The sequence below is a fragment of the uncultured Formosa sp. genome, from assembly GCF_947500765.1.
Taxonomy (GTDB): domain Bacteria; phylum Bacteroidota; class Bacteroidia; order Flavobacteriales; family Flavobacteriaceae; genus Formosa.
Map to the genome: position 1 here is coordinate 102,551 of NZ_CANMTH010000004.1, position 20,296 is coordinate 122,846.

17 protein-coding genes are annotated in these 20,296 nt (G+C 32.2%); 5 read left to right on the top strand and 12 right to left on the bottom strand.

Annotated features, from left to right (window positions below; translation table 11 throughout):
* The first annotated feature begins 41 nt into the window (after positions 1-41).
* Complete coding sequence (gene uvrB, locus Q1B05_RS09345) at positions 42-2,042, top strand: excinuclease ABC subunit UvrB (protein ID WP_299779939.1); 2,001 nt, start codon at positions 42-44, stop codon at positions 2,040-2,042.
* A gap of 97 nt (positions 2,043-2,139) precedes the next feature.
* Here uvrB and Q1B05_RS09350 read toward each other — a convergent pair whose 3' ends face one another.
* A complete protein-coding gene (locus tag Q1B05_RS09350) occupies positions 2,140-2,541 on the bottom strand; it encodes a TerB family tellurite resistance protein (RefSeq protein WP_299779941.1) in 402 nt (133 codons plus the stop codon).
* Between the two features lie 377 nt (positions 2,542-2,918).
* Between Q1B05_RS09350 and Q1B05_RS09355 the strand changes: the two genes are divergently transcribed.
* Positions 2,919-3,266, top strand: coding sequence for a DUF1456 family protein (locus Q1B05_RS09355; RefSeq protein WP_299779943.1), 348 nt, complete (start codon positions 2,919-2,921; stop codon positions 3,264-3,266).
* 41 nt (positions 3,267-3,307) lie between these two features.
* Here Q1B05_RS09355 and sucC read toward each other — a convergent pair whose 3' ends face one another.
* Entirely contained in the window at positions 3,308-4,498 is a 1,191-nt protein-coding gene (gene sucC, locus Q1B05_RS09360; protein ID WP_299779945.1) for an ADP-forming succinate--CoA ligase subunit beta, read from the bottom strand.
* A 178-nt stretch (positions 4,499-4,676) separates the two neighbouring features.
* Here sucC and lysA point away from each other — a divergent pair, with 178 nt between their 5' ends.
* Positions 4,677-5,882 carry a diaminopimelate decarboxylase gene (gene lysA / locus Q1B05_RS09365; protein ID WP_299779947.1) on the top strand — a complete coding sequence of 402 codons (1,206 nt, stop codon included), beginning with the start codon at positions 4,677-4,679 and terminating at the stop codon, positions 5,880-5,882.
* 135 nt (positions 5,883-6,017) lie between these two features.
* On the opposite strand, the gene nadB is transcribed toward lysA, so the two are convergent.
* Together nadB and nadA are read right to left on the bottom strand one after the other, a co-directional pair.
* Complete coding sequence (gene nadB, locus Q1B05_RS09370; protein WP_299779949.1) at positions 6,018-7,595, bottom strand: L-aspartate oxidase; 1,578 nt, start codon at positions 7,593-7,595, stop codon at positions 6,018-6,020.
* Positions 7,596-7,603: 8 nt separating this feature from the next.
* A complete protein-coding gene (nadA, locus tag Q1B05_RS09375) occupies positions 7,604-8,593 on the bottom strand; it encodes a quinolinate synthase NadA (RefSeq protein WP_299779951.1) in 990 nt (329 codons plus the stop codon).
* A gap of 195 nt (positions 8,594-8,788) precedes the next feature.
* On the opposite strand from nadA, the gene Q1B05_RS09380 reads away from it, so the two are divergent.
* Positions 8,789-9,541, top strand: coding sequence for a hypothetical protein (locus Q1B05_RS09380; protein WP_299779952.1), 753 nt, complete (start codon positions 8,789-8,791; stop codon positions 9,539-9,541).
* A gap of 80 nt (positions 9,542-9,621) precedes the next feature.
* Here the strand turns inward: Q1B05_RS09380 and Q1B05_RS09385 are convergent, their stop codons facing one another.
* The 3 genes from Q1B05_RS09385 to Q1B05_RS09395 are packed head-to-tail and all read right to left on the bottom strand — an operon-like array spanning position 9,622 to position 12,527.
* Positions 9,622-10,206, bottom strand: a complete 585-nt coding sequence (locus Q1B05_RS09385; RefSeq protein ID WP_299779953.1) for a hypothetical protein — start codon at positions 10,204-10,206, stop codon at positions 9,622-9,624.
* A gap of 15 nt (positions 10,207-10,221) precedes the next feature.
* Positions 10,222-11,592: a M28 family peptidase gene (locus tag Q1B05_RS09390; RefSeq protein WP_299779954.1), complete on the bottom strand. Its 1,371-nt coding sequence runs from the start codon at positions 11,590-11,592 to the stop codon at positions 10,222-10,224.
* Positions 11,593-11,648: 56 nt separating this feature from the next.
* Positions 11,649-12,527, bottom strand: coding sequence for a PPK2 family polyphosphate kinase (locus Q1B05_RS09395; protein WP_299779955.1), 879 nt, complete (start codon positions 12,525-12,527; stop codon positions 11,649-11,651).
* Between the two features lie 223 nt (positions 12,528-12,750).
* On the opposite strand from Q1B05_RS09395, the gene Q1B05_RS09400 reads away from it, so the two are divergent.
* A complete protein-coding gene (locus tag Q1B05_RS09400; protein ID WP_299779957.1) occupies positions 12,751-14,436 on the top strand; it encodes a CotH kinase family protein in 1,686 nt (561 codons plus the stop codon).
* Positions 14,437-14,535: 99 nt separating this feature from the next.
* Here the strand turns inward: Q1B05_RS09400 and Q1B05_RS09405 are convergent, their stop codons facing one another.
* The 5 genes from Q1B05_RS09405 to dnaJ all read right to left on the bottom strand — a co-directional run bounded on the left by Q1B05_RS09405 (position 14,536) and on the right by dnaJ (position 20,267).
* On the bottom strand, positions 14,536-15,699 hold the full coding sequence (locus Q1B05_RS09405) for a sigma-54 dependent transcriptional regulator (protein WP_299779959.1): 1,164 nt from the start codon (positions 15,697-15,699) through the stop codon (positions 14,536-14,538).
* 48 nt (positions 15,700-15,747) lie between these two features.
* Entirely contained in the window at positions 15,748-16,602 is an 855-nt protein-coding gene (locus Q1B05_RS09410; RefSeq protein ID WP_299779961.1) for a mechanosensitive ion channel domain-containing protein, read from the bottom strand.
* 1 nt (position 16,603) lies between these two features.
* The gene (locus Q1B05_RS09415) at positions 16,604-17,911 is read right to left on the bottom strand and encodes an ABC transporter permease (protein ID WP_299779963.1); all 1,308 of its coding nucleotides are present in this window, start codon (positions 17,909-17,911) and stop codon (positions 16,604-16,606) included.
* A gap of 2 nt (positions 17,912-17,913) precedes the next feature.
* Positions 17,914-18,843, bottom strand: coding sequence for an ABC transporter ATP-binding protein (locus Q1B05_RS09420; protein ID WP_299779965.1), 930 nt, complete (start codon positions 18,841-18,843; stop codon positions 17,914-17,916).
* 299 nt (positions 18,844-19,142) lie between these two features.
* Positions 19,143-20,267, bottom strand: coding sequence for a molecular chaperone DnaJ (gene dnaJ, locus Q1B05_RS09425; RefSeq protein WP_299779967.1), 1,125 nt, complete (start codon positions 20,265-20,267; stop codon positions 19,143-19,145).
* Positions 20,268-20,296: the final 29 nt, after the last annotated feature.

Below are 20,296 nucleotides of genomic sequence, written 5' to 3' on the forward strand. Positions count from 1 at the left end.
TCTTGTATTCTTACTACGCTCAAATTGTTTAAATTTGTAATATGCGATTTAAAATAAAATCAGAATTCGAACCTACAGGAGATCAACCTTCAGCTATTAAGCAATTAACACAAGGTATAAACTCCGACGAAAAATTTCAAACGCTTTTAGGTGTTACAGGTTCAGGTAAAACCTTTACCGTTGCCAATGTAATTCAAGAAGTGCAACGCCCTACCCTAGTTTTGGCACATAACAAAACTTTGGCAGCACAATTATATTCAGAATTTAAACAGTTTTTTCCAGATAATGCCGTTGAGTACTTCGTTTCTTACTACGATTATTATCAGCCAGAAGCTTATATTCCAGTTTCTGGAACATATATTGAAAAGGATTTATCTATAAACGAAGAAATTGAAAAACTCCGTTTAAGTACAACCTCATCACTACTTTCTGGCCGAAGAGATGTATTAGTAGTTGCTTCTGTATCTTGCTTATATGGTATTGGTAACCCTGTAGAATTTCAGAAAAACGTAATTTCTTTAGAACGCGATCAAGTTATCTCTAGAACCAAATTATTACACCGTTTGGTGCAGAGTTTATACTCTAGAACAGAAGCCGAATTTAGTCATGGAAGTTTCAGAATTAAAGGAGATACTGTAGATGTTTTTCCAAGTTATGCAGACGATGCTTTCCGTATTCACTTTTTTGGAGATGAAATTGAAGAGATTGAAGCTTTTAATGTGCAGACCAACGAAATCATTGAAAAATACGATCGCCTTACTATTTATCCAGCAAACATGTTTGTAACATCTCCAGATGTACTTCAGGGAGCTATTAAAGATATTCAAGACGATTTAGTAAAACAACACGATTATTTTAAAGAAATAGGAAAACATCTAGAAGCAAAACGTCTAAAAGAACGTACAGAATTCGATTTAGAAATGATTCGTGAATTGGGATATTGTTCGGGTATTGAAAACTATTCAAGATATTTAGATGGCAGACACCCCGGAACTAGACCGTTCTGTTTATTAGATTATTTTCCAGAAGATTTTTTAATGGTAATAGACGAAAGTCACGTAACCATTTCGCAAGTACATGCCATGTATGGAGGAGACAGAAGTAGAAAAGAAAACTTGGTAGATTACGGTTTTAGATTACCTGCCGCAATGGACAACAGACCTCTTAAATTTGAGGAATTTGAGGCACTTCAAAATCAAGTTATTTATGTGAGTGCAACTCCAGCAGATTACGAATTAGAAAAAAGTGATGGCATTTTTGTTGAACAAATTATTAGACCAACTGGACTTTTAGATCCTATTATTGAAGTCCGCCCTAGCTTAAACCAGATAGATGATTTAATTGAAGAAATTCAACTTCGCATAGAAAAAGACGAACGTACTTTAGTAACAACACTAACCAAACGTATGGCTGAAGAATTAACGAAATATCTAGATCGTATTCAAATTCGTTGCCGTTATATACATAGTGATGTGGATACCTTAGAACGTGTAGAAATTATGCAAGACCTAAGAAAAGGCTTGTTTGATGTTTTAGTAGGAGTAAACTTATTACGTGAAGGTTTAGATTTACCGGAAGTATCCTTAGTCGCTATTTTAGATGCAGATAAGGAAGGTTTTTTACGTTCGGCAAGATCGCTAACACAAACTGTAGGTCGTGCTGCTAGGAACTTAAATGGTAAAGCTATAATGTATGCTGATAAGATGACTAAAAGTATGCAGAAAACAATAGACGAAACTAATTACAGACGCGAAAAGCAAATTAATTACAATACGGCACATAATATGGTACCTAAAGCACTAAACAAAAGTTTAGACAGTGCTTTAGCAAAAAACTCTGTAAGTACATATAGTTACGAACTAGAAGCTCTAAAAGCTGCCGAACCAGAAAGTGAATATTTAACGAAACCTCAATTAGAACAAAACATAAGAGATAGGCGTAAATTAATGGAAGCCGCTGCTAAAGATTTAGATTTTATGCTAGCCGCTAAAATTCGTGACGAAATAAAACAGTATCAAGATAAACTTGAAAAATTAAAATAGAATACCCGTTTTTTGTTGGTTCTTAAAAAGGAACTCAAAATAATTTTTATTTAGAGAATATACAGCAGAATAATCAAATTACATCTATCGCGTAATATTAATTGTACTGAACCTTAAAAATATCGATTAAAACATCTGGTGGAACAATTTTATTAGGAAAACCGTCCATTAAATACAATACTTTATTTATGCACTCATGACTTAATCCCATTCGCAATCCAAAGTTAAAAAGTTTTATAACATCTTTTTCGGTACGTTCGCTATCTAAGTTCATTAACAACACCAAACGGTGAAACTGTACAATACGTTCACTATAAGACGAGATATGTTTATAAGCGATAGGATGTTTCATTAAGTACTCAAAATCCTCTCGAGAAATATCGAGTTGTTGAGACACACCCAATAGAAAATTATATTCTATAGATTTTATTTTTGTATCTGTCTTAGCGAATGCAATCATTTCAGATAGTAAACTCAATTTTTCAACACGATTTATCATAATAGAGGGAGTCTTTTTATTAATATTATAAAGTTAATTATAATAGATATTTTATAATCGTGGATATAATGTAACTTGTCGAAAAATTAAATGTATTTAATCGATTTTCTTGAACCTTTATCTATCTAAAGCCCCTTAAAACATGATAGTTAGATAGTTAACATTAACATATTTTGGTATTATTTACCACGAGATATTCAATATAAAAAATTGATTATCAAATAATTAAACCTATTTCATTTTAATACGAATGAAGCAGAAAGATGAATAAAAACACTGTAAAAATTGGAATTATAATAAAAAATCTAAAAAACGTAGATTTATAAAATTAAAAAGCTTTTTTCTGTAACAATAATTAAAAATTAAAACATAGTAATATGACAAACAATGATGTTCTTAAAAAATTACGTGTCGCTCTAAAATTAAGAGATGATGATATCGTGAAGATTTTAGAATTAGTAGATTTTAGAATCAGTAAAAGTGAATTAGGTGCCTTTTTCAGAAAAGAAGATCATCCAAAGTATATGGAATGTGGTGACCAAATTTTAAGAAACTTCTTAAACGGATTAGTAATTCATTTACGCGGACCACTACCAAAGAAAATTTCAGCTAAGAAAAGTGACGATAAAAAATCGCCTATAAAAAAGACTGATGCTAAAAAAATAGTTTCTAAAAAATCAGATGCTAACAAAACAGTATCAAAGAAAAAAGCGTCTAACAATTAAGTTAGACGCTTTAATTTTTATAGTATACTACTAAGTTTAGACTATGCTAAAACTTGTTGTACTTTATCTGCAGCTTCTTGGAATTGAGTAGCACTCATTACATCCAGTCCTGAATTATCAATTAATTCTTTAGCGATATCTGCATTTGTTCCTTGTAAACGTACAATAATTGGTACATTAATATTACCCATGTTCTTATAAGCATCAATAACACCTTGTGCAACTCTGTCGCAACGTACAATACCTCCAAATATATTAATAAGGATAGCTTTAACGTTAGGATCTTTTAAAATAATTTTAAAAGCAGCCTCTACACGAGCAGCATCAGCAGTACCTCCAACATCTAAAAAGTTAGCTGGTTCACCACCTGCTTGCTTAATTAAATCCATAGTTGCCATTGCTAAACCAGCACCGTTAACCATACAACCAACGTTTCCGTCAAGGTCTACATAATTTAATCCTAGTTCTCCTGCTTCAACTTCAATTGCGCTTTCTTCACGTATATCGCGTAAAGCTAAATAATCTTTATGTCTGTATAATGCATTATCGTCAATAGTAACTTTAGCATCTACAGCAAGTATTTTATTATCGCTTGTTTTTAAAACTGGGTTAATTTCAAATAAAGAAGAATCTGACTTTACGTAAGCTGTATACAGATTAGTAACGAATTTTGTCATTTCTTTAAAAGCATTTCCAGATAACCCTAAGTTAAAAGCAATACGTCTTGCTTGAAAAGGTAAAACACCTACAGCAGGATCTATTTCTTCAGTAAAAATTAAATGAGGTGTTTCTTCTGCAACAGTCTCGATATCCATACCACCTTCTGTAGAATACATAATCATGTTACGTCCTGTACCACGGTTTAATAAAACAGACATGTAATATTCTTCTGTTTCACTTTCTCCTGGGTAATACACATCTTCTGCGATTAAAACTTGGTGTACTCTTTTACCTTCTGCAGAAGTTTGAGGTGTTACTAGGTCCATACCTATAATTTCACCAGAAATTTTTTCTACTTCTTGTAAACTCTTGGCTAATTTTACGCCACCACCTTTACCACGTCCACCAGCGTGAACTTGAGCCTTAACAACAAACCAGCTAGTTCCTGTCTCTGTTGTTAATTCTTTTGCAGCTTCAACAGCGTCTTGAGCATTTTGTGCTACTTTCCCGCGTTGAATACGTACGCCAAAACTATTTAAAATTTCTTTTCCTTGATATTCGTGTAAGTTCATTAGTATTTTAATTTATTGCCTCACAAATGTAATCAACCAATATGTTTTAACCAATATTTTTTACCATCTAATACATATATTATTAATACTACATTCTTTTCTTTGATTTTTTGACAAATAATAACTCTTAAACTGATAAAAACTTTATAGATTTGCGGCGAATTTAATTTATCATAAAATGAATAATAACACTTTATTAAAAATTGCAAACGACTTTGGAAGTCCGGTGTATGTGTATGACTCTGAAAAAATAGTGTCTCAGTATAAACGTTTAACATCTGCATTTAATAAGGTGAAACAGGTTAAGGTAAATTATGCAGTAAAAGCATTATCTAACATTACGATCCTTAAATTGATGAAAAATCTTGGTGCAGGACTTGATACTGTATCTATCCAAGAAGTCCAATTGGGATTAAAAGCTGGTTTTTCTGCAGATCAAATTATATTTACACCAAACGGTGTATCTCTTGAAGAAATTGAAGAAGCTTCTGAATTGGGGGTTCAAATCAATATAGATAACCTTTCAATTTTAGAACAATTCGGAACAAAGCATCCTGAAGTTCCTGTTTGTATTCGTATTAACCCGCATGTTATGGCTGGTGGAAATGCGAATATCTCTGTAGGACATATCGATTCAAAATTTGGTATTTCTGTACATCAAATTCCACATATTTTAAGAATTGTGGAAAATACAGGCATGCATATAAACGGAATTCACATGCATACAGGAAGCGATATTTTAGATATTGACGTTTTTTTATATGCCAGTGAAATTTTATTTGACACCGCTAAACATTTTAAAGACTTAGATTTCTTAGACTTCGGATCTGGTTTTAAAGTCCCTTATTCTAAAGGAGATATTGAAACTAACATTGAAGAGTTTGGAACTAAATTATCTAAACGTTTTAATGAGTTTTGTAAAGAATACGGAAAAGAATTAACCTTAGGTTTTGAGCCTGGTAAATTTTTAGTGAGTGAATCTGGAGTGTTTTTAGCAAAAGTGAATGCTGTAAAACAAACAACATCTACTGTGTTTGCACAAATCGATTCTGGTTTTAATCACTTAATTAGACCTATGTTATACGGCTCTCAACATGTTATTACTAACATTTCAAACCCTAAAGGACGCGAACGTTTTTATTCTGTAGTTGGATATATTTGTGAAACAGATACATTTGCCAATAATCGCAGAATTAACGAAATTACTGAAGGTGACATCCTTGGTTTCCAAAATGCTGGAGCATATTGTTATTCTATGGCTTCTAACTATAATTCACGCTTCCGTCCTGCCGAAGTACTTTGGCATAAAGACAAAGCTTTACTAATTAGAGAGCGAGAAACTTTTGAAGATATTATAAAAAATCAAATAGAAGTGACTTTATAAATTAAAAGCGTTAACCTAAACAGTTAACGCTTTTTTTATAATTTTACTTAACATACAATATCCTGCTAAGAGAAACTAAAATGGACTTATATCCGTTTTTTCTTGCAGGATATGTGTTTATTATTTTTAATTGACTTATTCCTCTTTAACTAAATCGGAATTATAAAAACCTCCCATATTTGTTTTACGGCTTGCAGATTGTTCTACAATTAAATTTGCAATAGTATTTAAATTACGAAGTTCACAAATTTGAACCGATAATTTAGAACCTACATATAAGTCTCTTGTAGAATCCTCTACATAACGTAAATGTTTTGTAGCCTCTTTTAGTTTACTATTAGTTCTGACAATAGCAACTAAATCTGACATGATATGCTGTATTGTATTTCTATAATGTGTAATTAAAATTAATTCCTTTGGTGTAGATGTTCCGTCGTCGTTCCAATCCGGAGCTTTTACGTTTACAGGTTTGACCTCATCTACATTTTCTATAACATGATCTGCAATATGATTTGCATAGACTAAAGCTTCTAATAATGAGTTTGAAGCTAATCGATTTGCACCATGTAAACCTGTACTAGTACATTCTCCTGCTGCATATAAATCTTCAATAGTGGTTTCTCCATACGTATTAACCTCTACTCCACCACATGCGTAATGGCAAGCAGGTACTACAGGAATCATATGTTTTCTTATATCTATTCCCAAGCCTAAACATTTTTCATTGATATTCGGAAAATGTTTAATAAAAGCATCGTAATCTAAATGTGTACAATCTAAATACACGTGGCGTTCTCCTGTGGTATGTATTTCATTATCTATTGCTCTAGCTACAATATCGCGTGGTGCTAATTCTCCACGCTCATCAATAGCAAGCATAAAACGTTCTCCTTTTTTATTTTTAAGATAGGCTCCAAATCCGCGTACAGCTTCAGATATTAAAAACGCAGGACTTTGCTCTGGCTCAAATAAAGCTGTAGGATGAAATTGTACAAACTCCATCCCTCTAATATTAGCTAAAGCACGATATGCCATAGCAATCCCATCTCCTGTTGCTATTAACGGATTGGTTGTAGATGCATAAACTTGACCTATTCCACCAGCACATAAAATGGTTTTACTAGCAATATAAGGCTCGATTGCATTAGTTTTCTGATTCATTATATATGCACCGTAACATCTAATTTTATCGTCACCGGATTGAGAATCCCTCAATTGATGATCTGTAATCAAATCAATAGCAAAATGATAAGGCAATACTTTTATATTCTCTAAGCCCGCTACTTGATCTAAAAGAGTACGCTCTATTTCGAAACCCGTAATATCTTTATGGTGAATAATACGATGAGCAGAATGGCCTCCTTCTTTTCCTAAGTCAAATTCTCCCGTTCCATTATAATCAAAATCTGCGCCCCAAGACATAAGTTGCCTCATACAACCTGGAGCTTCTTCAATAACCATTTTTACAACTTCAGGATCGTTGTGATATTCTCCTGCAATCATGGTGTCTTTGATGTGATCATCGAACGAATCAAATTTATCCCAAACTACGGCAATTCCGCCCTGGGCATATTTTGTATTCGATTCGCTTTTATTCGCTTTAGTAACGACTAAAATTTCTTTATTTGGTAAAGATTTTGCCAAACGAATGGCTGTAGTAAGACCAGCAACACCTGATCCTAATATTAGGTAATCTGTATTATATTGACTCATGCTTATTATTAAGAAATTTCTAGCATACGTTGTATAGGAATTAAAGCTCTTTTTTGAATAGCTTCATCGACCTTAACTTCTGGTAATTCATATTTCATACACGTGTATAGTTTTTCAAGCGTATTCATTTTCATATAAGCACATTCGCTACATGCACAAGTATTATTCTCTTTTGCTGGAGCTGGAATTAAAAGTTTATTTGGTACTTCTTTATGCATTTCGTGTAAAATACCAACTTCTGTCGCTACAATAAATTCGTCTGCAGGACTATTTTTTACATAATCAATAAGTCCAGCTGTAGACCCTACATATTCTGCTATTTTTAATAAATGAGCTTCAGATTCTGGGTGTGCAATAATTTTTGCTTTCGGATGTTCTTTGTGAACCGCCAATAACTTATCCATAGAAAAGGCTTCGTGTACAATACATGCACCATCCCACAACACCATATCGCGTCCGGTTTCTTTTTGTATCCAAGCCCCCAAGTTTTTATCTGGAGCAAAAATTATAGGTTGATCTAAAGGCACTGAATCTACAATTTTTTTTGCATTTGAAGACGTGCAACATAAATCGCTTAAAGCCTTTACTTCTGCCGATGTATTTACATAGGTAATGACAATATGGTCTGGATATTTTTTCTTGAATGTTGCCAAATCTTCAGCACTACAAGAATCTGCTAAAGAGCATCCTGCATTTAAGTCTGGTAGTATAACCTTTTTTGTGGGATTTAAAATTTTTGCAGTTTCGGCCATAAAATGAACACCCGCAAATACAATAATATCGGCATCTGTTTCTGCTGCTTTATAAGATAATCCTAAACTATCCCCTACATAATCTGCTAAATCTTGAATGGCTGGTTCTTGATAATAATGTGCTAAAATAACAGCGTTTTTCTCTGTTTTTAGCTTTTTAATTTCCGCGACATAATCAATATTCTTTGACTCTTCCGACACTGGAATATATCCAAGTTCTTTAATACTTTCTTTTACAGAATCCATATTAGTTGTTAAAATGAAGCGTAAAATTAATGAATTTTATAATGTTTATTTAATGTTTTAATGTAGTATTTCATTTTTACTGAGAATAATACTTCAATTTCAATCTCTTTTTCTACTCAAAAAAACCAAATAAAAAAGCTCTATAACTTATTTTAATATTTAGTATGTTTAGAATCTAAACCAACCAGCTTAATTATGGACAAGAAATTTGTAAAACAAATTGTTGATTATAAAATAAATGAAGACAAATCTGGAAAAGTATTAAAAAACAGATTAGTTGAAATAATCTTAGTTAAAGTAGGCATTTTATTAGCCTTAGCCATTTACGGAATATACCAAGATTACAAAGAAAAAAAGCAAATGCAAGCTACATTTTTAAGCATGCATAAAGAAATAGTTCCTGCAATAGAATTAGGGAGTGATAAATTAAAACAAGACAAAAAACTTATTTTAGATTTTAAAACCTGCTTACAAATTATAAATACTAAGAATAAAGATTCTATTAAATTCTTAAAACAAAACATTGGCTCTTTAGTTCGTGTTAGAAATCAGGAATTTTCTTTTCCAGCCATAGAAGACTATATAAATTCTGGTAAAGTAGCTAAATTAAAAAACAGAGAAACTGCGAAGCTATTTAGAAAAATGCAATTTGAACTTAAAGTTTTAAATGCCAAACACCTTTACAATATAAACGAGTATCAATTAATTATTGCTCCGTTAACAAATAAATATTTTAATTATAGCCAACTTGCAACCTCAGAACAACAAAAAAACTTAGTCGTTGGCGGTCCTGAGTCTAATTTCGATATGGTATTTAACAACTTAGAATTATGGAATATTCTAAATCAGAAATTAGAAAATTATAACTATCAAAAAACACATGTTACAAAGTTTATTAAACTCTTAGAAGAATTAGATCAAGCCATAAAAAAAGAAATTAATTTATAAGCAGAAACAATAAAACTTATAACATAAAAAAGCGCTCTTGAACAATTTCAAGAGCGCTTTTTTATTATTGAAAAGATATGTTACTCTCTAACAGTTCCCGTAAAATGATTGATATTTGAATTGATTGGGTTTCCTGAAATACGCCTAGATGCCGCTATTTGACCACAATGCCAAACAGAATCTTCTATTGGCCCATTAATCGCATTCCAAAAAGGCACAACACGATCGCTATCAGTTCCTTTAAACACAATATTAAAAGACTCTAAATTATCTGCCTTTTTCAAAATATCTGATGCTTTTTTATAGTTATTTAAGGTAAGCATTCTCAATTCGGAATAAGACAAAGGCTTTTTAAACGTTTCTCTTGTATGTGGTACTTTTAAAGCCGCATCTCTAATTATAGTCGACATACTATACACATGTGTCATAAGATCTAGAATGGGACGTCCATCTGCTTTCAATTTAAAATCTAAATCGTTTGGCGTTAATCCTTCTGTAGCCCAATAAAACCGGAATCCCAAACCATCAATCATTCGAGCTGTAACTGTTCCTGCTGTATATGTATCTGGATGATCTGGAATTTGATAATATGGTAATGTATTTATATTTTGTGAAGAAACAGACATGCTAAAGATTATTAAAATTAAAGAGAGTAAAGTTTTCATTTAAAATTGCATTGTTTAAATTCCATGAATATCGAATAGATAAACAAGTGAAGCCATAGATGCTGCTCCCAATTCTAATTCACGTTTATTTACAGCATCAAACGTATCGTTAGACGCATGATGATGATCGAAATAACGCTGAGAATCCGGTCTTAATCCTACAGTTACATTATCTGCTGTTTTTAACGGACCAACGTCTGCTCCTGTTCCGCCTTGCTCAAAATAGTGAATTAAATAGGGTTTAAAAATAGGCTTCCAACTCAATACTTTATTAAAAGTAGCATCACTACAATCAAAAGAAAACCCTCTAGGAGTAAACCCTCCAGAATCACTTTCTAGAGATACCACATGTTTTTCTCCTTTAGCTGTAGCCACTTTTGCATACTCGGTTGCTCCTCTTAATCCGTTTTCTTCATTCATAAACATAACAACACGAATGCTATGTTTTGGTTTAATATTTAACGTTTTAAATAATCTAAGCACTTCCATAGATTGTACAATTCCAGCACCATCATCATGAGAGCCATCTCCTAAATCCCAAGAATCTAAGTGTCCCCCAACAATAATATATTCATCTGGATATTGAGAACCTGTAATTTCTCCAATCACATTATAGGATTTTACATCTTCTAATTGTTTACAGTTTTGTTTAAAATAAAACTGAAGAGACTTATCTAGTTTCAACATACTACTTAATAAATTAGCATCTTTAGTACTAATTGCTGCCGAAGGAATACGTTTAGACACAGGTAAATCGTTATACGTCATACTTCCTGCATGTGGTAAATCGTCTATATTTAAAGTCATCGATCTTACAATAACTCCAGCTGCCCCATATTTAGCTGCTTGTACAGCTCCCATGTAACGCTGATCTACACAACCACCATAAGCTTCAAACGTGTTAATTAAATCGACTTGCATTGGTCGATTATAGAATACAATTTTCCCTTTTACACCGGCTTCTCCTAAAGTCTTTAAATCTTCGAAATTCTGAACTTCAATAACAGACGCCGTTACACCCAACGGATTCGTAGATACAGATCCGCCCAATGCACAAATGTTAACACTCGTTGTTTCTCCGCTACCTGCTCTTATATAAGCATATTCTTTAGCTCCTCTTACCCATTTTGGCACCATTACCGGTTGCAACCACACTTTATCTAATCCTAACTGCTCTAACTCTTCCTTTCCCCAATCTACAGCACGTTCGGCATTTAAAGATCCTGACAAGCGGCCTCCAATATCTAAAGATAACGTTTCTAGCCAGCTATAACTTTGACCTTCAACTAAAGCAGATTTATAGATTGATTTTATCATTTCTGCATCTGTTTGACCAAAAACATGACAACTTAAACTCAATGCAATTAAGACGATTATTTTTTTCATAATTTTTTTTTATAGGGAATATAACTATTAGTAATAGTTAAAAAACGTTTAAATTCTTACTCGTTCTCCAACTGTGATTTATATAATTTGATATTAGAATATGTTTCAGAATCTAATTCTGGTTCCTTTATATCTTTGTATTCTTTTAATGTATCGTAAATAATTTTTGCTACAATTAAGCGCGCTACAGGTTTATCGTCTGCTGGAATATTAAACCAAGGCGCATTAGCACTAGAAGTCCTATTAATAGCATCTTCATAGCAATCCTGATATTCGTCCCATAATTCACGTTCCTTTAAATCGTCGGGAGAGAACTTCCAGTTTTTGTTTTTCTTATCTAACCGGCGAATTAATCTATCACGTTGTTCGTCCTTAGACAAGTTTAAAAAGAATTTAAAAATGATAGTTCCATTATCTGAAATATGTTTCTCGAAATTTACAATTTCTTCAAAACGTTGATCCCAGAACGATTCATTAACATCAGACACGTTATTTACTGTTGGAATATTTTCACCTAAAATATATTCTGGATGCACACGAGTCACTAATACATTCTCGTAATGTGTTCTGTTAAAAATTCCGAACTTACCACGAGCAGGTAAACGGGTGTAATGGCGCCATAAATAATCGTGTTTTAGTTCTAATTCTGTTGGAGATTTAAAACTATGACAATCTATGCCTCTTACATTAAAATCTTTAAAAACTTCACGAATTAAACTATCTTTTCCTGCGGTATCCATACCTTGAAAACACACTAAAACGGAATATTTTCCATGAGCGTACATGGTATTTTGCAAGTCTCCTAATTTCACTCTAATTTTTTCTAATTCTTTCTCTATCTTTTTATCTGAAGCATGTACATTGACTTTAGTTTCTAAGTTTTTTATTGAGATTTTAGAATCTATTTTGAAATCTTTAATGTGAATATCTTTCATAATATGTAAATGGTTTTAGGCTTAACTTCTACTAAAAAACAAAAATGCTTTCTATTAACAGCATGATTGTTATTTTTTTTGGATTTTTTAACTAAAAAAAGATTACTAAAACAAAGGATTTATAGTCATATTTCGCAAAGCATTTTTTCCTGTTTTAACACATAATTGGTATCTTTAAATGCTATCTGTTTTCTGACAAACAAAAACTTATAAAGGCTATAAAATGAAAAAAAAATTAGCAATCGCATGTGTCTTACTTTACAATTTATGTTGTTTTTCTCAAACATTAACCATTCAAACAGAAGCACATAAATTTAATGTAGACCATAATAAAGCTGTGGTGATTTCACAAATTAAAGATATTGATACTTACACCAATTTAATTGCGCAATACAGCGAGGTGGAGCTAATTTTAGATCAAGAAAAATATATTTTCACAACCGTACCAAACCAGTTAACCTACACAGATTCTTACAGTATTACAGATTCAGAAACTACTACCAATTACACCTTATACTTTACAGCATTACCACTGATATCTATAAGTACTGAAAATACAATTGTTGATGAACCTAAAGTCTATGCCGATTTTTATTACGCAGACGATTCGCAAATTCTAACCTCTAAAATAGGTATAGAAATTCGAGGAGGTATCTCTCAACTTTACCCTAAAAAAACTTACGATTTAGAGTTTTGGGAAGACGAATTAGGAGACGATACACGCGACGTTTCTTTTGGAAATTTAAGATCTGACGATGATTGGATTATAGATGCTTTATACAACGAACCTTTAAGATTACGAAGTTACACTGCTAATAAACTATGGTTAGATATTCATACACCTACATATTTAGATGAAGAACCAGATGCAAAATCGGGTGCAGATGTAAACTATGTTGAAGTATTCTTAAACGGAAGTTATAACGGCGTTTACAATCTGTCTGAACAAGTAGATAAAAAACAATTAGAACTTAAAAGTAATAAAGATGATATTCGAGGAGAACTCTTTAAAGGCGTCGGACGAGGAGCTTCTACATTTACTGCTTTACCTAATTACGATAATACTAATGAGCTGTGGGGTGGTTACGAAGTGAAGTATCCTAAAGCAGATGAAATTATAGATTGGAAAAATCTATATGAATTTACCAATTTTGTAATGAATGCCCCAGAATCAGATTTTAAAGCCAACATTTGGGACAGGTTTAACCGCGACAATTATATTAATTATTTTATTTTCTTCAATCTAATTAGAGCTGAAGATAATACTGGAAAAAATATTTATTTGGCGAAATACACCACAGATGAACCTTACTTTTATGTGCCTTGGGATTTAGATGGTTGTTTTGGGACGATATGGGATGGATCTAATGAAAATATTACAGATGATATTTTAACTAACGGATTTATGAGTCGAGTTATAGATTTAAACCCGAATAATATTAATGAAGAGATTTCTAACAGATGGTTTGCTTTAAGACAAGATACACTAACATATGAAGCCTTATCGCAATCTATTTCTAATAAATTTAATGATTTAAAATCTAATAATATTTACGAAAGAGAAGCCTTAGTCTACCCTAATTACTCCTTTAGTGAAGACGATTTATTATACACTCTAAATTGGTTGGAAGACAGGTTAACTTTTCTAGACACTTACTTTGAAAACGTATTATCGACACAAGACCATGTTTTAAATAGCATTACAATTTACCCCAATCCTGCAAAGCACAAACTTAACATCTCAAATTACAAAGAGATACAAGGTCAGTCTTTTAAAATTTACAATAATATAGGACAACTTTCCGGTGAAGGTATCATTGAAAATAATTATATCTCTGTAGAATATTTACAAGATGGCTTATACGTGCTGCAGATAGATAATGAAACTTTCAAATTCATTAAATCATAAAATATTCAGCATTTAGAAAACGTACAATACGTATATAAAAAGTAAGGCTCTAAACCATGTGGATTAGAGCCTTACTTTTTTATCAAAAATGAATTCTTTTTATTTAGTTGCATATAATTCTACATCACTTTTTTCTACAGTATCTCCGCTTAAAATAATTAAACGTTCTACTACATTTCTTAACTCACGTATATTCCCTGTCCAATCGTAAGACTTTAATAATGTAAGTGCTGCTTTAGAGAATTCCTTTTTAGCATTTCCTTGTTCTTTTGCAATCTTATTAGAGAAATAATCTACTAACAACGGAATATCTTCTCTTCTATCATTTAAAGCTGGTACCTGAATTAAAATAACAGCTAATCTATGATATAAATCTTCTCTAAAACGCCCTTCTTCTATTTCTTTTTTTAAATCTTTGTTTGTTGCTGCAACAACACGAACATCTACTTTAATATCCTTATCGCTTCCTACACGTTGCACACGACTTTCTTGAAGGGCACGTAATACTTTTGCTTGTGCAGACAAACTCATATCTCCTATTTCATCAAGAAAAATAGTACCTCCGTTTGCGGCTTCAAATTTTCCTGCACGATCTTTATTGGCACTAGTAAAGGCTCCTTTAACATGACCAAACAATTCGCTTTCTATAAGTTCGCTAGGTATAGCAGCACAATTAACTTCGACCATAGAACCTTTTGCTCGTTCACTTTTTTGATGCAGCCAATGCGCAACAAGTTCTTTTCCTGTTCCGTTTGCTCCTGTAATTAAAACACGAGCATCTGTTGGTGCAACTTTTTCTATAATGTTCTTTATACTTGCAATCTCTGGGCTTTCACCTATCATTTGGTAATTCTTACTCACTTTAGTTTTCAGAATTTTGTTTTCTACAACCAATTCTTTTCTATCTAAAGCATTTCTTACCGTATTCAATAATCGGTTTAAATCTGGCGGTTTAGAAATATAATCAAAGGCTCCTAACCGCATTGTATACACAGCTGTATCTAAATCGCCATGTCCTGAAATCATCACCATTGGTATTTCAGGCTTTATAAGTTTAACTGCTTCTAAAACTTCAACGCCATCCATTTTAGGCATTTTAATATCACATAACACCAAATCGTAATCTTCCTTCTTAATCTTATCTATACCGATTAAACCATCTTCTGCTTCTTCTAAATGATATGTTTCATTTTCCTCTGCTAATATTTTAACCAAAACTCTACGAATGGCTGCTTCATCTTCTATAATTAAAATTTTTGGCATATACTTTATTTTTGGTATTGATTACACATCAATATAATATAACTTTATTTATTTTTTTGTGTTTGATTTTTCTAAACCAAGAGCTGTAACCACATGCAAATCCCGTTGTGGAAATGGTATAGAAATTTGATGTTCTCTAAATAATTTCTCTATTTTAAAACGCACATCACTTCGTGGTCCTTCACCTAAAAAACTTTCTCTTACAGTAAATGCTACACGAAATATTAATGCACTATCTCCAAAATCCATAAACAATACGCGTGGTGCTGGTTCTGACAAAATATCCGGATGATTCTCTACAGACTGTAACAATAATGTTTCAACCAATTCAACATTACTTCCATAAGCCACTCCTACTGTTACTGTGTCTTTTGTTTCCTTTCCGTTTTGTGTCCAATTATATAAACTACTTGTTAAGAAAATATGATTTGGAATTATAATGACTCTATTATTTAAAGTCACGGCTCTTGTTGTTCTTAGTTTTATTTCTTCAACACGACCAATTTTATTGTCTATTTCTATAATATCGCCAACATGAACAGATTGATCTACAATAATAAATACACCTGAAATAATATCTTGAATTAAGGTTTGTAAAGCCAAACCTACACCTATTAATAAAGCTGCTGAAGCGGCGAAAACAGCAGTAACATTTATACCTATAGAATCGAAAGTAATTAATAGAATAATTAAATATACCACCCAACTTCCATAAGAAAACAGCATTTCAAATTTAATCTTATCATCTTTTGGCAATTTTCTCGTGGCTAATTTACTTAAAATTTTAAGTAACCTAGACGTGACTAAAATGACTATAATTATAACAAAAATAGCCTTTACAGAAACCGAAATATCTTGCCCTATATGAAATGTAAAATTAAAAAAATCTGTAAGCTGTTTCATATTAATATTTAATCCATTTAATAAGCTCTTTATATGTAGGCTTTTTTCCATACATTAAAATTCCGACACGATAAATTTTCGCAGCAAACCAAACCGTTAACAAAAACGAACCTATTAAAAGCAATAACGATAATAATTGCTGCCAAATAGGAACACCAAAAGGTATTCGCATTAACATGACCACAGGAGATGTTAATGGTATAAATGAAAATATAGTAGAAACCGTACCATGTGGATCTTCTATAACTGTAAAAAAACCGATATATACAGATAAAACTAAAGGCATTAAAATAGGAAACACAAACTGTTGCGTATCTGTTTCATTATCAACAGCTGCTCCAATTGCAGCATACATAGAGCTATATAATAAATATCCTGCTATAAAAAACAACACAAAAGCAATAATTAAATTGGTAAGTGGTAAATGATAAAATCCTGCAAAAACTGTCTCGATTTGCCCATTTAATTGTTGATCGAATATGGATTGCTGAATAACTTGTTGTTGTGGTGTTTGATTCATATCTATTCCAAAAACAAATCCTACCAAAGCTGTTAAAACTCCTCCAAGTATAATCCAAATTATAATTTGTGTAATACCTGCTAAAGACGTTCCTATTATTTTACCCAACATAAGTTGCATAGGCTTTACAGATGAAATAATAACTTCTATAACACGGCTTGTTTTTTCTTCGATTACACTTCGCATAATCATGTTACCATAAATAATAATAAACATGAATAACAAATATCCTGCAGCACCACCAAAAGCAAGTTTAATAATACTTTCTACTTTGGATGTTTTCTCTCCCGAGAAATTTTCCTGTATAATACTAACGTCTATTTTGGCAGATTCTATTTTATCTAAATCTACTCCAACTTGTACCAACTTTACATCTGTTAAAGACTTTTCAACTTTACTCTCTAAGCCAGAGACTACAGATAATGAAGGTGAATCTTCGGAATAGAACTTTACATGATTTTCTAGATAATTAACGTCAATACTTTTTTCAATATGTAATAAACCATATTCTCCCTGAGCCTTAACCAATACTTTTGCAGCTTCTAAGTCTATATTTGTTAAGAACTTATACTTAGTCGTTTCTGTATCCTTAAAAGCATTCTTAATTAAACCCGATTCGTCTAAAATTGCTATTGTTCTTACTTTATTACTACTTATTTGCGATAAATAAGCCACTGTAGCAATAAGTGCAATTAGTACAATAGGACTAATAATAGTCATTACAATAAATGCCTTATTTTTAACTTTCGTTAAATACTCTCTTTTTATAATGAGTGGTAAATGATTCATGATTAGCTATTATTCTGAATGGCTTTAATAAAAATATCGTTTGTACTTGGCAACAATTCTACAAAATGAGAAACTTCTCCTTGTGTCGTTAAATAACGTAATAAATCGTTCGAGTTATCGTTACGTCCTAATTTCACATTTAGCTTTAACTGTTCGTCTATGGTTTTAAATTGTGCTGGAGATACTTCAAATTTATCTGTTAAATCCTGATGTAATGCTTTTATATTTGCTGTTTTTACACCAATTTCATAGGCATTGCTTTTAAATTGTCGCTTGACTTCTGTTAGTTTTCCATCTAATATTTTATTAGATTTATTAATTAAGGCAATGTGATCGCATAGCTCCTCGACAGATTCCATACGGTGTGTAGAAAAAATAACGGTTGAACCATTATCTCTTAAGCGCAAAATTTCATCTTTTATTAAATTCGCGTTTATAGGGTCGAATCCTGAAAAAGGTTCATCGAAAATCAATAATTTAGGTTCATGCAATACGGTAACCACAAATTGAATTTTCTGTGCCATACCTTTAGATAATTCTTGAATTTTTTTATTCCACCAATCACCAATTTCTAAACGATCGAACCAATAATGAAGTCGTTTTTTAGCTTCGGCTTTACTTAGTCCTTTTAATTGAGCTAAGTATAACGCTTGCTCTCCAACTTTCATCGATTTATACAAACCGCGTTCTTCAGGTAAGTAACCAATATCTTTTATATGATGATTTTTTAAAGGCTCTCCATCTAAAATAACATGCCCAGAGTCGGGCATAGTAATTTGATTTATAATTCGGATTAACGTTGTTTTTCCAGCACCATTTGGTCCTAATAAACCAAAAATACTTCCCTTAGGTACTTCTATAGAAACTTGATTAAGCGCTGTGAACTCTCCAAATTTTTTAGAAATAGTATGCGCTTCTAAAATGTTATGCATTCGCGAATTTAGTTAATTAAAGGTGTAAATATATTAAATGTAATACAAGAAGCTTAATATAATATGCTAAAAAGGAGTTATTCCTAAAATCACAAAACCCACCCTTAAATAAACCTAAGGATGGGAAAAAAATTGCTATGAAAAAGAAAAACTTACTAAGTTCAATTAGTAATGTCTCAAATATAATACTTTATATTAAAAATACCGTAATTATTTTAGACAAATTTTACGAAAAGCATAAAGCAAAAACATCCGCATTAAAAATGCGGATGTTTTACAAGTATTTTTAATTACATTTTTTAAGAGAACATATCTTTTACTTTCTCGAAAAATGATTTATCTGAACTTTCTGGTTTTGGCATAAAATGATCATCATCACGCATCTCTTCAAAAAATTCTTTTTGTTGTTTATTTAATGTTTTAGGCGTCCACACATTTACATGTACCAATAAATCACCCTTAGCATAACCATTAATGTTTGGAATTCCTTTTCCGCGTAAGCGTAATATTTTTCCGGATTGTGTACCCGCTTCAATTTTAATACGCACTTTTCCTGTAACTGTTTCAATCTCTTTAGAGGTTCCTAAAACAGCATCTGGAATGCTTACATATAAATCGAAATGAAGATTATCTCCTTCACGTTGTAAACTGCTGTGGTTTTCTTCTTCAATTGCGACGAGTAAATCTCCTGAAACACCCATTGCTCCTGGAGCTTCATTACCTTTACCTGTAACCTTAAGTTGCATACCATCTACAACTCCTGCTGGTATTTTAATAGATACGGTTTCTTCTTTTACAACTAAACCTTGTGCATCTGCATCGTTAGGTTTTTTATCTATAATCTGACCCGATCCACCACAAGACGTACAAGGTGAAGCTGTTTGCATACGACCTAAAATAGTATTAGCAATACGCGTAACTTGCCCCGATCCTTGACATGTAGGACATGTTTTATAAGTGGTTCCTGGTGCCTGAACTTTACGTCTAACTTTTACTTTCTTTTCTACACCGTTAGCAATTTCTTCTAGGGTTAATTTTACACGAATTCTAAGGTTACTACCTTTTACTCGACGTTGACCGCCACCGCCGCCAAATCCTGAAAATCCGCCGCCGCCAAAACCACCGCCACCAAAAATATCTCCAAATTGGCTAAAAATGTCGTCCATATTCATATGGCCGCCACCATAACCTCCTCCACCAGCTTCGAATGCTTGGTGACCGAATTGGTCGTAACGTGCTTTTTTATCTTGGTCGCTTAAAATTTCGTAAGCTTCTGCAGCTTCTTTAAATTTATTTTCAGCGTCTTTGTTATCTGGATTTTTATCTGGGTGGAATTCAATAGCTTTCTTCCTGTATGCCTTTTTTATTTCAGCTCCAGTAGCATTTTTATCAACTCCTAAAATTTCGTAATAATCTCTCTTCATGGTGTGTCTTACTTTCGACCGTTAATGTT

Coding starts and splice junctions, on each gene's coding strand:
- uvrB (WP_299779939.1), top strand. CDS start 42: ATGCGATTTAAAATAAAATCAGAATTCGAACCTACAGGAGATCAACCT.
- Q1B05_RS09350 (WP_299779941.1), bottom strand. CDS start 2,541: ATGATAAATCGTGTTGAAAAATTGAGTTTACTATCTGAAATGATTGCA.
- Q1B05_RS09355 (WP_299779943.1), top strand. CDS start 2,919: ATGACAAACAATGATGTTCTTAAAAAATTACGTGTCGCTCTAAAATTA.
- sucC (WP_299779945.1), bottom strand. CDS start 4,498: ATGAACTTACACGAATATCAAGGAAAAGAAATTTTAAATAGTTTTGGC.
- lysA (WP_299779947.1), top strand. CDS start 4,677: ATGAATAATAACACTTTATTAAAAATTGCAAACGACTTTGGAAGTCCG.
- nadB (WP_299779949.1), bottom strand. CDS start 7,595: ATGAGTCAATATAATACAGATTACCTAATATTAGGATCAGGTGTTGCT.
- nadA (WP_299779951.1), bottom strand. CDS start 8,593: ATGGATTCTGTAAAAGAAAGTATTAAAGAACTTGGATATATTCCAGTG.
- Q1B05_RS09380 (WP_299779952.1), top strand. CDS start 8,789: ATGGACAAGAAATTTGTAAAACAAATTGTTGATTATAAAATAAATGAA.
- Q1B05_RS09385 (WP_299779953.1), bottom strand. CDS start 10,206: ATGAAAACTTTACTCTCTTTAATTTTAATAATCTTTAGCATGTCTGTT.
- Q1B05_RS09390 (WP_299779954.1), bottom strand. CDS start 11,592: ATGAAAAAAATAATCGTCTTAATTGCATTGAGTTTAAGTTGTCATGTT.
- Q1B05_RS09395 (WP_299779955.1), bottom strand. CDS start 12,527: ATGAAAGATATTCACATTAAAGATTTCAAAATAGATTCTAAAATCTCA.
- Q1B05_RS09400 (WP_299779957.1), top strand. CDS start 12,751: ATGAAAAAAAAATTAGCAATCGCATGTGTCTTACTTTACAATTTATGT.
- Q1B05_RS09405 (WP_299779959.1), bottom strand. CDS start 15,699: ATGCCAAAAATTTTAATTATAGAAGATGAAGCAGCCATTCGTAGAGTT.
- Q1B05_RS09410 (WP_299779961.1), bottom strand. CDS start 16,602: ATGAAACAGCTTACAGATTTTTTTAATTTTACATTTCATATAGGGCAA.
- Q1B05_RS09415 (WP_299779963.1), bottom strand. CDS start 17,911: ATGAATCATTTACCACTCATTATAAAAAGAGAGTATTTAACGAAAGTT.
- Q1B05_RS09420 (WP_299779965.1), bottom strand. CDS start 18,843: ATGCATAACATTTTAGAAGCGCATACTATTTCTAAAAAATTTGGAGAG.
- dnaJ (WP_299779967.1), bottom strand. CDS start 20,267: ATGAAGAGAGATTATTACGAAATTTTAGGAGTTGATAAAAATGCTACT.